General features: G+C 75.9%; 11 protein-coding genes. 3 read left to right on the top strand and 8 right to left on the bottom strand.

The genetic code is table 11. The annotated features are described in order from the left end of the window. Nucleotides 1–39: 39 nt before the first annotated feature. From ACFV6I_RS13905 to ACFV6I_RS13930, 6 genes are all read right to left on the bottom strand, one after another. Nucleotides 40–1,317: a hypothetical protein gene (locus ACFV6I_RS13905; protein WP_380425248.1), complete on the bottom strand. Its 1,278-nt coding sequence runs from the start codon at nucleotides 1,315–1,317 to the stop codon at nucleotides 40–42. A 79-nt stretch (nucleotides 1,318–1,396) separates the two neighbouring features. Next, complete coding sequence (locus ACFV6I_RS13910) at nucleotides 1,397–1,939, bottom strand: SigE family RNA polymerase sigma factor (RefSeq protein WP_063347612.1); 543 nt, start codon at nucleotides 1,937–1,939, stop codon at nucleotides 1,397–1,399. Between the two features lie 129 nt (nucleotides 1,940–2,068). Beyond that, nucleotides 2,069–3,301, bottom strand: a complete 1,233-nt coding sequence (mycP, locus tag ACFV6I_RS13915) for a type VII secretion-associated serine protease mycosin (RefSeq protein ID WP_244293356.1) — start codon at nucleotides 3,299–3,301, stop codon at nucleotides 2,069–2,071. A 100-nt stretch (nucleotides 3,302–3,401) separates the two neighbouring features. Continuing rightward, nucleotides 3,402–3,698, bottom strand: coding sequence for a WXG100 family type VII secretion target (locus ACFV6I_RS13920; protein WP_063351107.1), 297 nt, complete (start codon nucleotides 3,696–3,698; stop codon nucleotides 3,402–3,404). 102 nt (nucleotides 3,699–3,800) lie between these two features. Beyond that, nucleotides 3,801–4,106 carry a WXG100 family type VII secretion target gene (locus ACFV6I_RS13925; RefSeq protein ID WP_063347614.1) on the bottom strand — a complete coding sequence of 102 codons (306 nt, stop codon included), beginning with the start codon at nucleotides 4,104–4,106 and terminating at the stop codon, nucleotides 3,801–3,803. A 181-nt stretch (nucleotides 4,107–4,287) separates the two neighbouring features. Then, entirely contained in the window at nucleotides 4,288–5,985 is a 1,698-nt protein-coding gene (locus ACFV6I_RS13930; RefSeq protein WP_380425251.1) for a type VII secretion protein EccB, read from the bottom strand. Between the two features lie 180 nt (nucleotides 5,986–6,165). Here ACFV6I_RS13930 and eccE point away from each other — a divergent pair, with 180 nt between their 5' ends. From eccE to ACFV6I_RS13945, 3 genes are all read left to right on the top strand, one after another. Beyond that, the gene (gene eccE / locus ACFV6I_RS13935; protein WP_380425254.1) at nucleotides 6,166–7,596 is read left to right on the top strand and encodes a type VII secretion protein EccE; all 1,431 of its coding nucleotides are present in this window, start codon (nucleotides 6,166–6,168) and stop codon (nucleotides 7,594–7,596) included. Then, nucleotides 7,596–8,363 (top strand): hypothetical protein, encoded by a 768-nt coding sequence (locus ACFV6I_RS13940; protein ID WP_063347616.1) that lies wholly within the window; start codon nucleotides 7,596–7,598, stop codon nucleotides 8,361–8,363. The genes eccE and ACFV6I_RS13940 overlap by 1 nt, the downstream gene beginning before the upstream one ends. Nucleotides 8,364–8,492: 129 nt before the next feature. Continuing rightward, nucleotides 8,493–10,694, top strand: coding sequence for a MinD/ParA family protein (locus ACFV6I_RS13945; protein ID WP_380425256.1), 2,202 nt, complete (start codon nucleotides 8,493–8,495; stop codon nucleotides 10,692–10,694). 55 nt (nucleotides 10,695–10,749) lie between these two features. Here the strand turns inward: ACFV6I_RS13945 and ACFV6I_RS13950 are convergent, their stop codons facing one another. After that, nucleotides 10,750–11,694, bottom strand: a complete 945-nt coding sequence (locus ACFV6I_RS13950; RefSeq protein ID WP_063347618.1) for a bifunctional riboflavin kinase/FAD synthetase — start codon at nucleotides 11,692–11,694, stop codon at nucleotides 10,750–10,752. Nucleotides 11,695–11,759: 65 nt separating this feature from the next. Beyond that, nucleotides 11,760–14,819: serine protease (locus ACFV6I_RS13955; RefSeq protein WP_380425259.1), on the bottom strand; the 3,060-nt coding region annotated here is incomplete at its 5' end.

Genomic DNA, 14,819 nt, shown 5'->3' on the forward strand with positions numbered 1-14,819 from the left:
GGGCTCCCCCTCGCCCGGGGCACTGCCACGTCCGGACCGCTACTTCCTCAGCTTCCACACCGGCGCGGTGGCGATCGCCTTCAGCTGGTCGGTGCTCAGCGCCGGGGTGCTGCGGGTCGCCGGGGTCTGCTGGGTGCCGCTGTTGAACGCGCTGATCACCACCCGCAGGCCGTCCGCGTGCAGGGTGTCGACGGTCCACATGCCCGGGTTGGAACCCCGCTTGCCGACCACCACCCTGGTGCCGTCCGGCTGCGCCTGGGCACTGCCGAACAGCTCCTCCTTGGTCTTGTCGTCACGGGACCAGTCCTGCACGTTGATCTCCACCAGGGACTTGCCCTTGCCGTCGTTGACCACGAAGTTCGCGTAGCCCGGCTGGCCCCCGGTCTCCGTCTCGGTCAGCCCTGCCGGCAGCAGCTTGGCGACGATCGCCAGGATCTCGTCCTTGTCGTACTCCTTGCCGCTGTCTCGCGGCTTGACCGGCACCGGGTCCGGGATCGAGGCGATGACCCGGTCCCAGGACTTGTCCGTGACGATCGCCTTGAGCTGCTCGGGGGTCAGCGGGGGCTTCGGGCGGCTGTCCGGCGAGCCCTTCTCCGCCGGGGAGTTCCACTCGGACAGCTCGACCTGGCGGCCGTCCTTGCCGATCAGCTTGGCGTTCCACCACTTGGTGGTGGCCCGCTTGTCCGGGTACTCGTAGCCCTGGAGGACGGTCAGCGTGCCGCCGTCCGGCAGGGTGGTGGCACTGCAGGCGTCGTACTGGACGAGCTTCTTGTCCGGGCAGTCGTTCTCCGCCCGGTTCGGGTCGCCGTCCGCCAGGCGGCCGAGCGAGATGCCCATCGCGGACTTGCCCTTGCCGTCGTCGAAGACCAGCGAGGCGGTCGCGGCGATGCCGCCGCCGTACGGCCGGCCCGGATCGACCCCCGTGCCGGTGCCGGTGCCGCCGGTGGTCTCGCCCTTGGGGAGCAGGGCCTGGAACATCGCCAGCACCTCGTCGCCGGAGACCGCCGGCGGCGCCGAGGCGGAGGCGGACGCCGAGGAGGCCGGGGCCGCCGAGCCGCTGCCGCCGGCGGTGCTCGGGGCGGCCGCGGGCACCGTACTCGGGCGCGGCGAGGAGCCGGTGAGGTACACCGCACCTGTGCCCACCAGGGCCAGCGCGGCCGCGCCGCCCACCACCGCGGCGGTCGAGCGGCGGCGCCAGCGGCGGCGGCCGCGCCGGTACCCGCCCGCGAGCAGGTCGGACGGCTCGGCGCGGAAGCCCTCGCCCGTACGGGTGAGGGCGTAGAGAAGATCGTCCTCGAACTTGTCCGGTTCGGACATGGGTGGTCACCGTCTCCTTGCATCACGAAATTGCGTCACGGGGAGCGTCACGGGGTGCGTCACGGACTACGAGCAGTGGTCAGCGGGCGGCGAGCTCGGCCAGCGAGTCGCCGAGCAGGGTGCGCAGCCGGGCCAGCGCCCGGGTGGTACGGGTGCGGACCGCCCCCGGGGAGGAGCGCAGCATCTCGGCGGTCTCCGCGACGCTGTGGTCCTCCCAGTAGCGCAGCACCAGGACGGCGCGGTCCTTGGGCGGCATCCGGCCGAGGGCGTCGAGCAGGGTCATCCGCAGCGCGCCGTCCGCCTCCCGCGCCTCCGACTCGGGCACGGCCGCGATGGGGCGCTCGGTGCTGGAGCGGCGGCGCTGCTGGGCGAGGAAGGTGCGCACCATCACCGTGTGGGTGTAGGCGGCCGGGTTGTCGATCCGGTCCCGGCCGCCGGTCCAGGCGCTGCGCCGCCAGAGCACGTACATCCGGCTGAGGGCCTCCTGGACGAGGTCCTCGGCGTAGTGGGTGTCGCCGCTGGTCAGCAGGCAGGCCGAGCGGTACAGGTGGCCGGTGCGGCCGGACACCAGTTCCAGGAACTCGGCGTCCTCGGCCTCCCGGCCCGCCCCGATCCACCCCATGCCTGCCGCCCCCCGTGTCCGCGCTCCCTGACACTTCTTGGATGCGGCGAGCGACCCACGACGTTACAGCCGTTGCGGAGGATTCTCCTACGCACTCCCCGGGCACCGGGCAGGTGCTGCGTACCCGGATCAGTCGGCGGACCTGCGGCGCAGGTCGCGCAGGACGACGCCGCCGCCGATGAGCAGCGCGACCAGCAGCGCCCCGATGCCGAGGACGTACGTCGCGGTGCGGCCGTCGCGGTCGGCCTGGGTCTCGCCGAGGCCGACCGGCCGGGGCACGATCGGGGCGGCGGCCAGTTGGACGGGGGCGTCCGGAGTGGCGGTGAACGGCGCGCTCTCGGGGGCCTTGGTGACGGCCCTGACCGGGTCGACCACGCCCCAGCCGATGAACTGGTTCGGATCGCGCTGGGTGCGCTGGGCGGTCTGCTCGATCCAGGCCCGCACCTGGGCCGGCTTCCAGTTCGGGTGGGCGCCGACCAGCAGCGCGACGAGCCCGGACACGTACGGGGCGGAGAAGCTGGTGCCGTTGTCGACGCACTGGCCGCCCCTGGGGACGGTGGAGAGCATGTCGACGCCGGGTGCGGCGACCTTCACGAAGGAGCCGTACTGGGAGAACGGGGCGCGCTCGTTGTTGCGGTCGGAGGCGCCGACGGCGAGCACGGTCGGGAACGCGCCGGGGTAGGTGTCGCCCTCCTTGCCGTCGTTGCCGGTGGAGGCGACCACCACGACGCCGCTGTCCTCGGCGGCCTGGACGGCGGCCTTCAGCTCCTGGTACCCGCCGAAGCCTGCGGCGCCGGCGCCGCGGACGTCCTGGGAGATGTTGATGACCTTGGCCTTGGCCCTGACCGCCTCGTTGACGGCCTGGACCAGGGTGGAGACGTCGCCGTTGCCGTCGCTGTCGTTCTGGCGGATCGACAGGATGGCGGCGTCGGGGGCGAGCCCGACGAAGCCCGTCCGGTCGTAGCGGCGGGCGGCGATGATGCCGGCCACCTTGGTGCCGTGGCCGACCGGGTCCTCCTTGGAGCTGCCCGGGACCTTCTCCTTGGTCTCCCGGTTGACCACCAGGTTGGAGCCCTCCAGGACCTTGCCGGCCAGCTGCGGGTTCTGGTCGTCCACGCCGGTGTCGATGACCGCGACGGTCACCCCCGCGCCGGTGGTCCGACCGCCCTGCCACAGTTCGTCCAGCAGCAGGCGCTGCAGCGACCACGGCACGGTCGGCACGTCGGGCGCGTTCTTCGGGCAGTCGCCCGCGGCGGCCAGCCCGGGTCCGCTGTCCGCGCGCGCCGGGGCGGCGAGCGGGCCACCCAGCACGGCGAGCGCGGCCAGTGCCGCGGCCGCCTTCCGGTACCCGCGTCCGGACACCCTGCCACCCCTCATGTCGTCCACCCGTGCCGCGCGCCGAAGGGCGGGTGCCCGGAGTCCGAGCACCCGCCCCCTCACGTTCCCGCTGGGGAACGCGTGGTCAGTTGTTCCCCCACAGCTTGGCGTTGTTGTTCTCGGTCGTCTTGTAGCTCTGCGCGGCGCTGTCCAGCGAGGAGGCGATCTGCGTGCAGACCTTCTGCAGGTCGGCGGCGCGCGCGTCCCACTGGGTCTGGTGGGCCTGGTAGCCCTGCTGGGCCGCGCCCTGCCAGCTGGACGCGATGCGGTTGACGTCGCCCTTGAGGTCGTTCAGCAGGTGGTCGATGCGACCGGCCGAGGCACGCACTTCCTCGGCCGCGTGGTGGACGGTCTCGAAGTTGACGAGGATGTGGTCGGACACGATGTCTCCCTTGACGAGGATGCGGAGCACCCCGCGCTCAGCCGCGGGCGCCCCACCGAGCGGAAGGTCGGAACAGAACGGTGATCAGCGCGGTGCGGCTGATCAGCCCTGGGCGTTGGAGAACAGCGCCTTCTGCTCTTCTTCGGTGCTCGCGTAGTGCTTGGTGGTCAGCTCGATCGCGTGCTGGATCGCGGTCAGCGACTCCTTCAGCTTCGCGATGTCGGTGTTGACCTGGTCCTGCAAGGCCTTGTAGGCGCTCGCCGCCTGGCCCTGCCAGCCGCCGGTGATGCCATCGACCGTGCTGATGAGCTTCTGCCGCTCAGCCTCGATCTTCCCGATCGCGTCCTCGATCCGCTTGGCGAAAGCCAGCATCTCCTGAGCGGTCATCGTGAACTGACCCTGAGCCATGCTCCACCATCCCCCATGAGACAGACATTGCGTGTACGGAGGGCAGCGCGGCCCGACCGTCCCATCACCCTAGTGATGTCCAGGAGCACTGTAGTCGGCACACGCAGCTCGCCCAACACCGAACTCGACGCAGTTACCAGACCATGACACGTAGGCCAAGTCCGTTGCCTGGCTTGGCCGATCAGGCGTTCTGCGGCTGGGCGGCGCTCTTCGCCGTCAGCGGCGGGCCGGCCGGGACGAGGTCCGACCACTCGTGCGGCACCGGGAGCGGCTGGAGCTCCTTGTAGCCCAACCGGGCCTGGTTGGCGCCCGATTCGTCCTGCGGCGGCTGCTGGTCCGGCGCGGTGGCGCCCGGCTGCGGGGTTGGCGTCTTCGGGGCGCCGCCCTGACCGGGCTGCCCGCCCTGGCCCGGCTGCGCGCCGGGCGGCGTGGTGGCGCCGCGGCCGCCGTCGCCGTTGGCCGGCACCGAGTAGCGCAGACCGGTCTCGGTGATCAGGAAGTCGGTGCCGGAGCCGCCCGCCGCGTTGTCCAGCGCGCGGTAGAAGAGGCCGTGCCCGGGCGTCACGTACGCGGCGCCCGCGCCGTTGTTGTACGGCGCCGGGTAGGACGTCCCAGCCCAGACGCTGCGCCGGGGCGTGCGGCCGTCCTCGGCGACGCCGTCGAAGGTGCTGCACACGACCAGGCGCGCGTCCTGCCGGTCCTGCCAGTTGTTGGCCGGCGCACCGGACTTCAGCGGCCAGTCGTCCCCGGTGCCCGGCAGCCGGGCGTCGTTGCCCAGCTTGGCGTGGTCGGCCGGGGTCATCTCGTCGCTGCGCGGCCGCTTGTCGCCGTCGTACTTGTAGAGGTCCTGGTAGTCCGGGTTCTGCCGGATCAGCTCCGCCTGGAACGGCGTCACCAGGTAGAGCCGGTCCTTGCCGACCACGTAGCGGCGGTCCTGGTAGTGCACCAGCCGGCCGATCCGGCGGTCGGCCTGGTTGCCCAGCTCCACCGAGGAGTTGGGGCTCGGGCTGTCCGCCACCCCGTCGACCTTCGGGAAGGTGATCGGGCTGCCGGTCACCAGGGTGTCCAGCCACTCGCGCTTGACGCGCTGCGGCACCGCGTTGGGCCCGAAGACCGCGGTGATCAGCGACTTGCGCTCCTTGTCGTCCGCCTGCGGCGAGCCGATGCCGTGCTTGCGGCCCTGCGCGTCGACCAGGAACACCTTCGCGTCACCCGGCCTGGCCGCGGGCTGGCCCGGCGCCGGCTGCGCGGAGACCTGCTGCTCGCCCGCCTGCTGCACCAGCAGCAGCTGGTCCTGGCCGAGCACCCGGTCCTTGGCCGCCAGCGCCGCCGCGTCCGGGCCGGCCGCCACGAACACCGCCTGGTTGACGGTCTCCTGCTTGTCGTCCGAGCCCGGGCGGTCGCAGACCGACCACTTCATCGGCTTGTCCGCGTTGTCCCTCGTCGGCAGCTTGTCCGGCGCGTACGGGATGCCGATCGTCGGGCCGTGGTTGGGGTAGCTGTCGAGCACCCCGTCGTCGACCACCACCACCTTGGCGTCGGCCGGCAGCACCAGCCGCGCCGAGGACATGTTGAGCACCTGGTGCAGCCGCCTGGTCCGGCCGTCCGGGTCGGTCAGCACCACGTACCGGGTGGTCGACTTCTTGCCCTGGACGACGTTCTTGCCGTCGTCCCAGTGCAGCGGCGCGCTCGGCTTGAACACCCCCCACAACCCGAACCCGGCGACGATCACCGCCCCGGCCAGCACGCTCGGCAGCACCGCCTTCACCGGGCGCGGCGCGTCCTCGTCGCTGCCGCCGCCACCGGGCAGCAGGAACGCCCCCACCGTGCGCTTGCGGGCGAAGGTGTACGCGTTCAGCTCGTCCCGGCGCGATGCCATCCTCGTCGTCCCCCTCGTCAGGCATTGTCGGACCGCCCTGCACCGCCCCCCCGCACCCGCCGGGCGGGAACCCGCACGAACCCTCTACGATGCGGCAGCAGACGGTGAGTACGGTACGGGTACGGTCCGCGCACCGGCCAGCCGGGCCGCGGCAACTGATCAGAGAGGGTCACCCGGGGGATGCCAAGCCAGACCGCTCCAGGACGCCGCGGACCGGCAACGGGCGGGAGGTCGCGCCGCTCCGGCCGGGCGCAGCGCGGCGGCCCCGCCCCCGAGACCGCGCCCGGGCAGCCGCTGCCGCCCGCCGGCGGGAGCAGCGGCCGTGACGAAGGCGGTCGCGGGCCCGTCCTGCTCCGGATCAACCCCCGGCCCGGGCTGCTCGGCGGCCGGCTGAGGCTCCAACAGCTCGTCCTGGTCGAGGTCGCGGCCGCGCTGGTCGCGGTGGGCTGGACGATCAGCCGACCGGTCGCCGCCGGCTTCGGCGCGGTCGCGCTGGTCCTGGTGGTGCTCGCCGTGATCCCGCTGCGCGGCCGGACCATCCCCGAACTGCTACGGGTGCGCGCCGCCCTCAAGTCCCGCCGCCGGCAGGCCCGCAGCACGCTGCCGCCGGCCGGCACCGACCCGGCGCTGGCCCCCGCCCTGGAACTCGAACCGGCACTGCGCACCTGCACCCACGCCACCGAGGCCGACCTGGGCGGCCGCCCCGTCCGCCGGGAGACCGGCATGGTCGGCGACGGCACCTTCCTCAGCTCGGTGCTGCTCGTCCAGGCCAAGGACCAGCCGCTGCGCCCGGTGCGCACCGCGCTGCCGCTGCCCCTGGACGTGATCTGCTCGGCACTCCAGGTCGACGACATCACCCTGGAGTCGGTGCAACTCGTCCAGCACACCCAGCCGGCCCCGGCCCCGCACCTGCCCGAGCAGTCGCTGGCCGCCCGCGCCTACCGGGAACTGCCGGACGGCACCGCCACCCCCGGGCTGCGGCTGACCTGGGTGGCGCTCAAGCTCGACCCGGAGCGCGCCGCGGCCGCCGTCCGGGCCCGCGGCGGCGGCGAGGAGGGCGCCCGCAAGGCACTGCAACGGGTGACCGACCAGCTGGCCGGGCGGCTCAACAGCGCCGGGTTCAACGCGACCGTGCTGGACGAGCGCGAGCTGATCGCCGCGCTGGCCATCTCCACCTGCGCCAACCCGCTCGCGGTGGCCGGGCGCCAGGGCACCGGCAGCGGCGGCGGCACCACCCGCCGCACCCAGGAGGGCAGCCGGTTCTGGCGGATCGACGACCGCTGGCACAGCACCTACTGGATCTCCCGCTGGCCGCAGCTCAGCCGCCCCGGCGGATCGCCCGGCCGGATCGCCGCGCCCGACCTGGTCAACCTGGTCACCGGCTCCCCCGCGCTGGCCAGCACCTTCAGCCTGACCGCCGGGCGCGGCACCGGCGGCTCGGTGACCGTCAGCGGGCACCTGCGGGTGACCGGGCGCAGCGAGAGCGAGGTGACGCAGGTCGGCCGTCAGGTGGAGGCGCGGGCGCAGGGCGCCGGACTCGGCCTGGTCCGGCTCGACCTGGAGCAGGCCCCCGGGGTGCTCGCCACCCTGCCGCTGGGAGGAGCGTCCTGATGGCGTACCAGACCTATCCGGCCCCCGGCCCGCAGCACGGCGCCGAACAGCCCCGGGCGCGGTCCCGGATCCTGCCCGGCTTCGGGCTGCGCGGCCCGCGCCGGGAGAAGCACGTGCTGGACGCCGCGGACCTCGGGGCGCTGGCCTTCCCGGTCGGCGACGACGGCGTGGTGATCGGCGCCGACCCGCAGGGGCTGCCCGCGGTGCTCGGCCTGTTCCGGCCCAGCGCGTACGACCTGGTGCTGGTCGGCGGCGTGTGGACGGCGCAGGTCATCGCGCTGCGGGCGGCCGCGATCGGCGCCCGGGTCGCGGTGGAGACCGCGCGCGGGCAGCTGTGGGGCCCGCTGGCGCAGGCCGCGGGCGGCGGGCAGCCGTGCGTGACGGTCCACCAGGTCGGCCGACTCGGCCCGCAGGGCGCCTCGGTGGCCTCGCCGGTCCTGGTGGTGCGCGACCTCGGCGCCCGCCCGCCGCGCAGCCGGCTCTCCGCCGCGCCCTGGCAGACCACCCTGACCCTGCTGCCGTACCTGGGCCCGCACGCGGCCCGGGTGCTCAACGCGGCCGACCTGGTGGGCGTGCAGCGGGTCTCCCCGCAGGAGGCGGAGCTGACCGGCCGGGTGCTGTCGCTCCCGCCGGAGGACGTCGCCGCGCTGCCCACCCTCGGCGACGACCTCACACTGTGGGCCACCCGGATGCGGCGCCAGTACGTGCGGGCCGTGGCCGGGCAGGCCGAGCAGCAGGTTCTCGGCGGTCCGCGCCGGATGGACTGAGCGGCGGCGCCGGGCCCGGGGGGCCGCTCCGGATCCGACGCCGCCTTCAACGGGGGTTGCCGCACGGCCTAGTCTTTGATGCGGCAACGGCACCGCTGAACAAGCGGCGGCGAACACGAGGGAGCCCTAGTGAGCAGCGATCGGGACGGCGTCTACGTCGGCGACAACGCGGCAGAGGACGACGACGACTGGTCCGACGCGCCCGACTACACTCCCCCGTCCTGGTACGTGCAGACGGACGCCTCGGCGGCCCCGGCCCCGGCCCCGGCCCCGGCAGTTCAGGCTCCGACGGCGGTGCAGGCTCCGGCAGTTCAGGCTCCGGCCCCGGCGGTGCAGGCTCCGCAGGCCACCGCTCCGGCGCCGGTGCCCGCCCAGGCTCCGGCCCCGACGCCGGCTCAGGCGCCCGTACCCGCCCAGCCCGTGCCGCCCGCACAGCCCGTCCAGGCCGAGGCGCAGCACGTCCCGTTCCCGGCGTCCGCCCCTGCCCAGGCCCCCGTCCCCGCTCCTGCCCCTGCCCCTGCCCCTGCGTTCGAGCAGCCACAGGCCGTCGCCCCGGGCTGGCCGGCGCAGCCCGCCCCGCAACCGCCGTACCCGGCCCCGGTCCCGGCCCCGCCGCCGGCGCAACCCGCCCAGCCGGTCCCGCCGCAGACGTACCCGCAGCCGCCCGCGCAGCACCTGCCCCCGCAGCAGCCACTGCCGGCGCACGACCCGCAGGCCGCCGCCGCGTGGGCCGCCCAGCAGGGCGCCGCCCAGCCGCAGCCCGCACAGCCGCAGCAGCCGGCCCCGCACCCCGCACCGGTGGATCCGCGTCAGGGCGGCTGGCCGCAGCCCCCCGCCTACCCGCAGTCGGCCCAGCCCCAGCCGCACGACTACCGGCCGTTGCTGCCGGGCGCGCCGCACGAGCAGTCCGGCGGGGTGCAGCCGTGGCCGCCGCAGGGCGCCGTCGCGCCGCCGCCGGTCGCGTTCCCGCACTCCGCCGCCCCGCAGCCGCCCGTGGCGCACGGCGCGCCACTCGGCTACACCGCCGCGGTCGAGCTGTCCTCGGACCGGCTGCTGCGCAGCCAGCCCAAGCAGCAGCGCCAGCAGCCGCGGTTCCAGTTCGGCGGCAAGGCGGCGGCCGCCGAGAAGTCGCGCAAGCTGGAGATCATCCGCACCCCGGTGCTGAGCTGCTACCGGATCGCCGTGATCAGCCTCAAGGGCGGGGTCGGCAAGACCACGACCACCACCGCGCTCGGCGCGACCCTGGCCAGCGAGCGCCAGGACAAGGTGATCGCGATCGACGCCAACCCGGACGCCGGCACCCTGGGCCGCCGGGTCAAGCGCCAGACCGGCGCGACCATCCGCGACCTGGTGACGGCCATCCCGCACCTGCGCAGCTACATGGACATCCGTCAGTTCACCTCGCAGGACCTCAACTCGGGCCTGGAGATCCTGGCGAACGACGTCGACCCGGCGGTCTCGACCACGTTCAACGACTCGGACTACCGCCAGGTCATCGACGTGCTGGGCCGCCAGTACCCGATCATCCTGACCGACTCCGGCACCGGCCTGCTGTACAGCGCGATGCGCGGGGTGCTGGACCTCGCCGACCAGCTGATCATCGTCTCCACCCCCAGCGTGGACGGCGCCTCCAGCGCCTCGACCACCCTGGACTGGCTCTCCGCGCACGGCTACGCGGACCTGGTGCAGCGCAGCATCACGGTGGTCTCCGGGGTGCGCGAGACCAGCAAGCTGATCAAGGTCGAGGACATCGTCGCGCACTTCCAGACCCGCTGCCGCGGGGTGATCGTGGTGCCGTTCGACGAGAGCCTGGCGGCCGGCGCCGAGGTCAACCTCGACATGATGCGGCCCAAGGTCCGCGAGGCCTACTTCGAGCTGGCCACCCTGGTCGGCGAGGACATCGTCCGGGCCCAGCAGGCCGCCGCCCAGCAGTCCGGGTGGCAGCAGCAGGTGCAGGCCACGCCGTACCCGCCGCAGCCACAGCCACAGCCACAGCCACATCCGGGTCAGGCAGGTCAGGCAGGTCAGGCCGGCCAGGCCGCTCAGCCCGCCCCCGGGGCGCCGTGGGCGCCGCAGCCCGGCCAGGCCCCGCCGCCGCCACCCGGCTACGGCTACCCGCAGCAGCCGCCCGCCCCCACGGCCTGGCCGCAGCCGGGCGCCCAGCAGCAGCCGGCCCCGCAGCCGGGCCCGGGTTACGGCTACCCGCCCGCCCAGGGCCAGCCGCCGCAGCCCGCCCCGCCCGCCTCGCCATCCCAGCCGTCCCCGCCGTCCCCGCCGGACGGCTACCAGCCGCCGCCCGGCTACGGCCACCCGCCGCAGCCCCCGCAGTGACGCCGAAGGGCCCGCCGACCAGGTCGGCGGGCCCTTCCCCGTGCTGCGGCAGTGCTCAGACGCCGTCGGTCAGCTCGCGGGCCTGCTTGACGTCGTCGGCCATCCGGTCGAGCAGCGCGTCGATGGAGTCGAACTTCTCCATCCCGCGCAGGTAGGCCAGGAAGTCCACGGCCACGTGCAGCCCGTACAGGTCCAGGCCGACCCGGTCGATGGCGTACGCCTCGACGGTGCGGGCGGTGCCGTCGAAGGTCGGGTTGGTGCCGACCGAGATGGCGGCGGGCATGCGCTCGCCGTCGGCGGTCAGCCAGCCCGCGTACACGCCGTCGGCCGGGATCGCGCTGTGCGGCACGGTCTCGACGTTGGCGGTCGGGTAACCGAGCTCACGGCCGCGCTGCGCGCCGCGCACCACCACGCCCTCGACCCGGTGCGGGCGGCCCAGCACCTCGCCGGCGCCGGCCATGTCCCCGGTCGCGACCAGCCGCCGGGTCAGGGTGGAGGAGAACGGCTCGCCGGACCCGGCCGCGCCGCTCACCTGGAGGTCGACCACCTCGACGTCGAAGCCGGCCGAGCGGCCCAGCTCGGTGAGCAGCGCGACGTCCCCGGCGGCCCGGTGCCCGAAGCGGAAGTTGGGGCCCTCGATGACGGCCCGGGCGTGCAGGGCGTCGACCAGGACCTGCTGGACGAAGGTCTCCGGCGACTCCTGGGACAGCTCCGGGGTGAACGGCAGCACCAGCACCGCGTCCACGCCGAGGCCCGCGATCAGCTCGGCGCGGCGCGCCTGCGGGGCGAGCAGCGGCGGGTGGCTGCCCGGGCGGATGACCTCGCGCGGGTGCGGGTCGAAGGTCACCACCACCGCGGGGAGGCCGAGTTCGCGGGCCCGCTCGACCGCCCGACCGATGATCAGCTGATGCCCGCGGTGCACCCCGTCGAACGAGCCGATGGTGACGACGCTGCGTCCCCAGTCAGCGGGGATCTCCTCCAGGCCACGCCAGCGCTGCACCCTGACCGCTCCTTGTTCCGTACGGCGCGTACCCTCTGTACGCTCAAACGCTCAAACCCGAACCCCTATAGCGTGCCATGCGCCTGCTCCTGCTCCGGCACCGGAATGCGGGTTGGGCGCACCGGCGGGTGCGCGGCCCGCCCGGGCACGGTCCGCTCCGCCTCGGCGGCCGCGTACTGCGGGTCGCGGCCGGCCGCCGCCAGGGCCCGCATCCGGGCCAGCCGGGGCCCGTCCGGCGCGGTCGGGGCGGCGTCCCGCGGCCACTGGGCGAGCAGCTGCGCGAACGCCGCCGAGCGGCCGGCGCAGCGCACCAGCAGTTCGTCCGCGGCCGGCAGGCCGGGCGTCGCCCGGGCCAGCACCGCGCGGGCCCGGGCCGGATTCTCGGCCGCGCAGTGCTCGGCCAGCCGCTCCACGGCCGCGGTCAGCACCGCCGGGTCGGTCTCGATGGCGAGCAGGGTGTCCAGCAGTTCACAGCGCAGCGCGTCCGCCGCCGGGTCGGCCACCGGGACGGACAGCACCTGGGCGAACGGCCGCCGCACGCCCGCCGCCCGGACGGCCAGCGCGCCGCCGAGCAGCACCCGCAGCTCCAGCCGGGCGGCCGGGCCGCCGGTCGCGGCGCGCTCCAGGCGGCGGCCCAGGTAGTCGACGGCGACCGGGCCGGCCAGCGCCGGGTGCTCGCGCAGCAGCCGGGCGGCGAGTTCGGCGCCCCGCCGGGTGGCCACCGGGGTGCGGGCGTCGGCGAGCATCCGCAGGGTCTCGGCGGCGGCCGCGCCGGGGGCCGCCAGCCGGTCGGCGAGCGCGGCCAGGACGGGTTCCGGGTCGCTCTCCAGGGCGGGGGCCAGCGCCCTGGGGGTGAGGAAGGCGTCGCCGCCCGCCCGGTGCAGGGCCAGCGCGGCGGGGAGGTGCTCGGCCCTGGTCGCCGGGTCGCCGACCAGCAGGGCGAGGGCGGCGCCGTGCAGGCCCGGTTCGTCCTCGCGGGCGAGCAGGGTCAGCGCGGTGAACCGCAGCAGTCCGGCGGCGGCGCCGACGGCGTGCGGGGCGGCGTGCAGGGCGTGCACAGCGGCGGCGACGTGCCGCTCGGGCCGCCCGTCGTGGCTCCAGCGGTCCACCGCCCGGCAGAGCGCGGAGGGTTCCTCGGTGGCGAGCACGGTGAGCAGCGCGTCCGCCCTCGGGTGCGCGGCGTCGGCCAGAGCGTCGGCCAACTCGTCCAGGGCGAGCCGGCGGTGGGCGTGCAGCAGGTCGTGGGCGAGGTCGGCGACGGTGTGCCCGGGGCGGCCGGGCAGGCCGCGCGGATCGTCGAACCAGGCGCAGAGCAGCGGGAACACCGCGACGGGGTCGGCGCGCAGCCGCTCGGCCACCGCGCCGAGGAACGGCTGCCCTGGCCCGTCGGCGGCCACCAGGCGGCGCAGCAGGGCGAGTTCGGCCTCGGCGGGCAGGCCGAGGCCGGTCCAGAACGCCGGGCCGAACGCGCCGAGCCCGTCCGCCGGGAGCGCGTCCAACCCGCCTTCGGCGACCGCCCGTTCGGCGATCCGCCCGGCCAACTGGTCGAGCAGCGCCCGGTGTTCGGCCGGATCGGGGCTGGCGGCCAGCCCGGCGGTGAGCAGCCGGCCCGCCCACCAGGCCGGTTCGCTGCCGGGCGGGCGCAGGTCCAGGGCGCGCCAGAGCCGGTGCAGCCACGGGTCCAGGGCGGGTGCGCCCCAGGTCTCGGCCAGTCGGCGCAGCGCGGCGGCGACCGGGCCGATCCGGTGCCGGGGGACGCCGCGCGGGGGGCCCTGCGCAGGCGCGCCCGCCAGCCCGTTCGCGGGCGAGGACGGCGTGTCCGCGGCCTCGCCGAGCAGCAGCCGCAGCGCGGCGTCCAGGTCCAGGTGCAGGCCCTGCAGCCAGTCCGCGAACTCCCCGTGCGCGAACCGGAATCCGGGCCCGGCCGGGACGAAAAGGCCCTCGGCGAGGACGGCCGTGGCCCAGCCGCCGGCCGCCGGGAACAGCTCCTCGAAGACGGCCCGGCCCAGCCCGCCCGGCCCGGCGCCGAGCATCCGCCGGGCCGCCTCGTGCACCCGTCCGGCCACCGCGGCCGCCAGCCGCCGCACCCGCCCGTGGGAGGGCCCGGCCGGGCGGGCGGAACTCCGGCGGTGGGCGCCCGGGCGGCGCTGCCGGCCGTCCTCGGCCAGCCGCCGGGCCACCCGCAGGCAGCGCAGGTCCAGGTAGGCGGCGAACAGTTCGCCCCGGCGGCCCGGCTCCCCGCGCAGGCCCTCCGCCCACAGCTCGCCGGCCAGCCGGACGGCCAGCGGGTGCCGCGCGTCGGCGTCGGCCGGCCAGCCCGGCGGCAGCCCGTAGCGGCGGCGCACCCGCTCGGCCGCCTCGGCGGGGAGCGGGCCGAGCCGGTGCCCGGCGAGGCTGGGGGCGCCCGGACCGCCGCCGTCCATCCGGACGGTGGGGGCGCTGGCCAGGTCGCCGTCCGGCTCCGGCGGGTCCGGGTACCGGGCGGGGCCGGGGCCGCTGCCCCACTTCTCGGCCGCCAGCCGCACCCAGGCCTCCTCGCCGCAGGCCGTCAGCAGCCGCGCCCCGCAGCCGGTCAGCCAGTCCCCCGCGCCGCGCAGCCAGCGCGGGTCCAGCGGCGCCGGGGCCTCCTCGGGGCCGTCCAGGACCACCAGCAGCGGCCGCCCGGCCGCCGCGCACAGCGCCGCCACCGGTTCCGGCGCGGGCGCCGGGGTGCCCAGCTCGGCCGCGACGGCGGCCAGGGCCCGTTCCACCGGGGCGGCGAGCGAGCGGTCCTCGGCGCGCAGGTCGGCGCCGCGCAGCCAGAGGGTGGGCAGCGGCCGGGCGCCGCCGGCGCGGCGGGCGGCGAGGGCGGCGAGTTCGGTGGAGCGCCCGCTGCCGGGGGCGCCGACCAGCGCGGTGACGGTGGCCTGCGGCTCGTCCCCGGCCAGTCCGTCGGGCCGGTCGACCCGGTCCGCGGCGAGCCCGGCGACCCGGTCCGGGCCGGCCCCCGCGGCGGCCAACTGGGCGGCGGTCAGCCGCAGCACGCCGGCCAGGTTGAGCGCGGGCCCGTAGCCGGGCACGGCCGCGCCGTTGCGCGCCAGCAGTTCGGCCAGCGCCGGGGCGACCGCGACCGCGCCGCCGCCGGC

The organism is Kitasatospora sp. NPDC059803, assembly GCF_042732255.1.
In the GTDB taxonomy this organism is placed as follows: domain Bacteria; phylum Actinomycetota; class Actinomycetes; order Streptomycetales; family Streptomycetaceae; genus Kitasatospora.

What these genes read in the sequence shown, in the direction of transcription:
- ACFV6I_RS13905 (WP_380425248.1), bottom strand. Translation starts at nt 1,317, where the DNA reads ATGTCCGAACCGGACAAGTTCGAGGACGATCTTCTCTACGCCCTCACC.
- ACFV6I_RS13910 (WP_063347612.1), bottom strand. Translation starts at nt 1,939, where the DNA reads ATGGGGTGGATCGGGGCGGGCCGGGAGGCCGAGGACGCCGAGTTCCTG.
- ACFV6I_RS13925 (WP_063347614.1), bottom strand. Translation starts at nt 4,106, where the DNA reads ATGGCTCAGGGTCAGTTCACGATGACCGCTCAGGAGATGCTGGCTTTC.
- ACFV6I_RS13930 (WP_380425251.1), bottom strand. Translation starts at nt 5,985, where the DNA reads ATGGCATCGCGCCGGGACGAGCTGAACGCGTACACCTTCGCCCGCAAG.
- eccE (WP_380425254.1), top strand. Translation starts at nt 6,166, where the DNA reads ATGCCAAGCCAGACCGCTCCAGGACGCCGCGGACCGGCAACGGGCGGG.
- ACFV6I_RS13940 (WP_063347616.1), top strand. Translation starts at nt 7,596, where the DNA reads ATGGCGTACCAGACCTATCCGGCCCCCGGCCCGCAGCACGGCGCCGAA.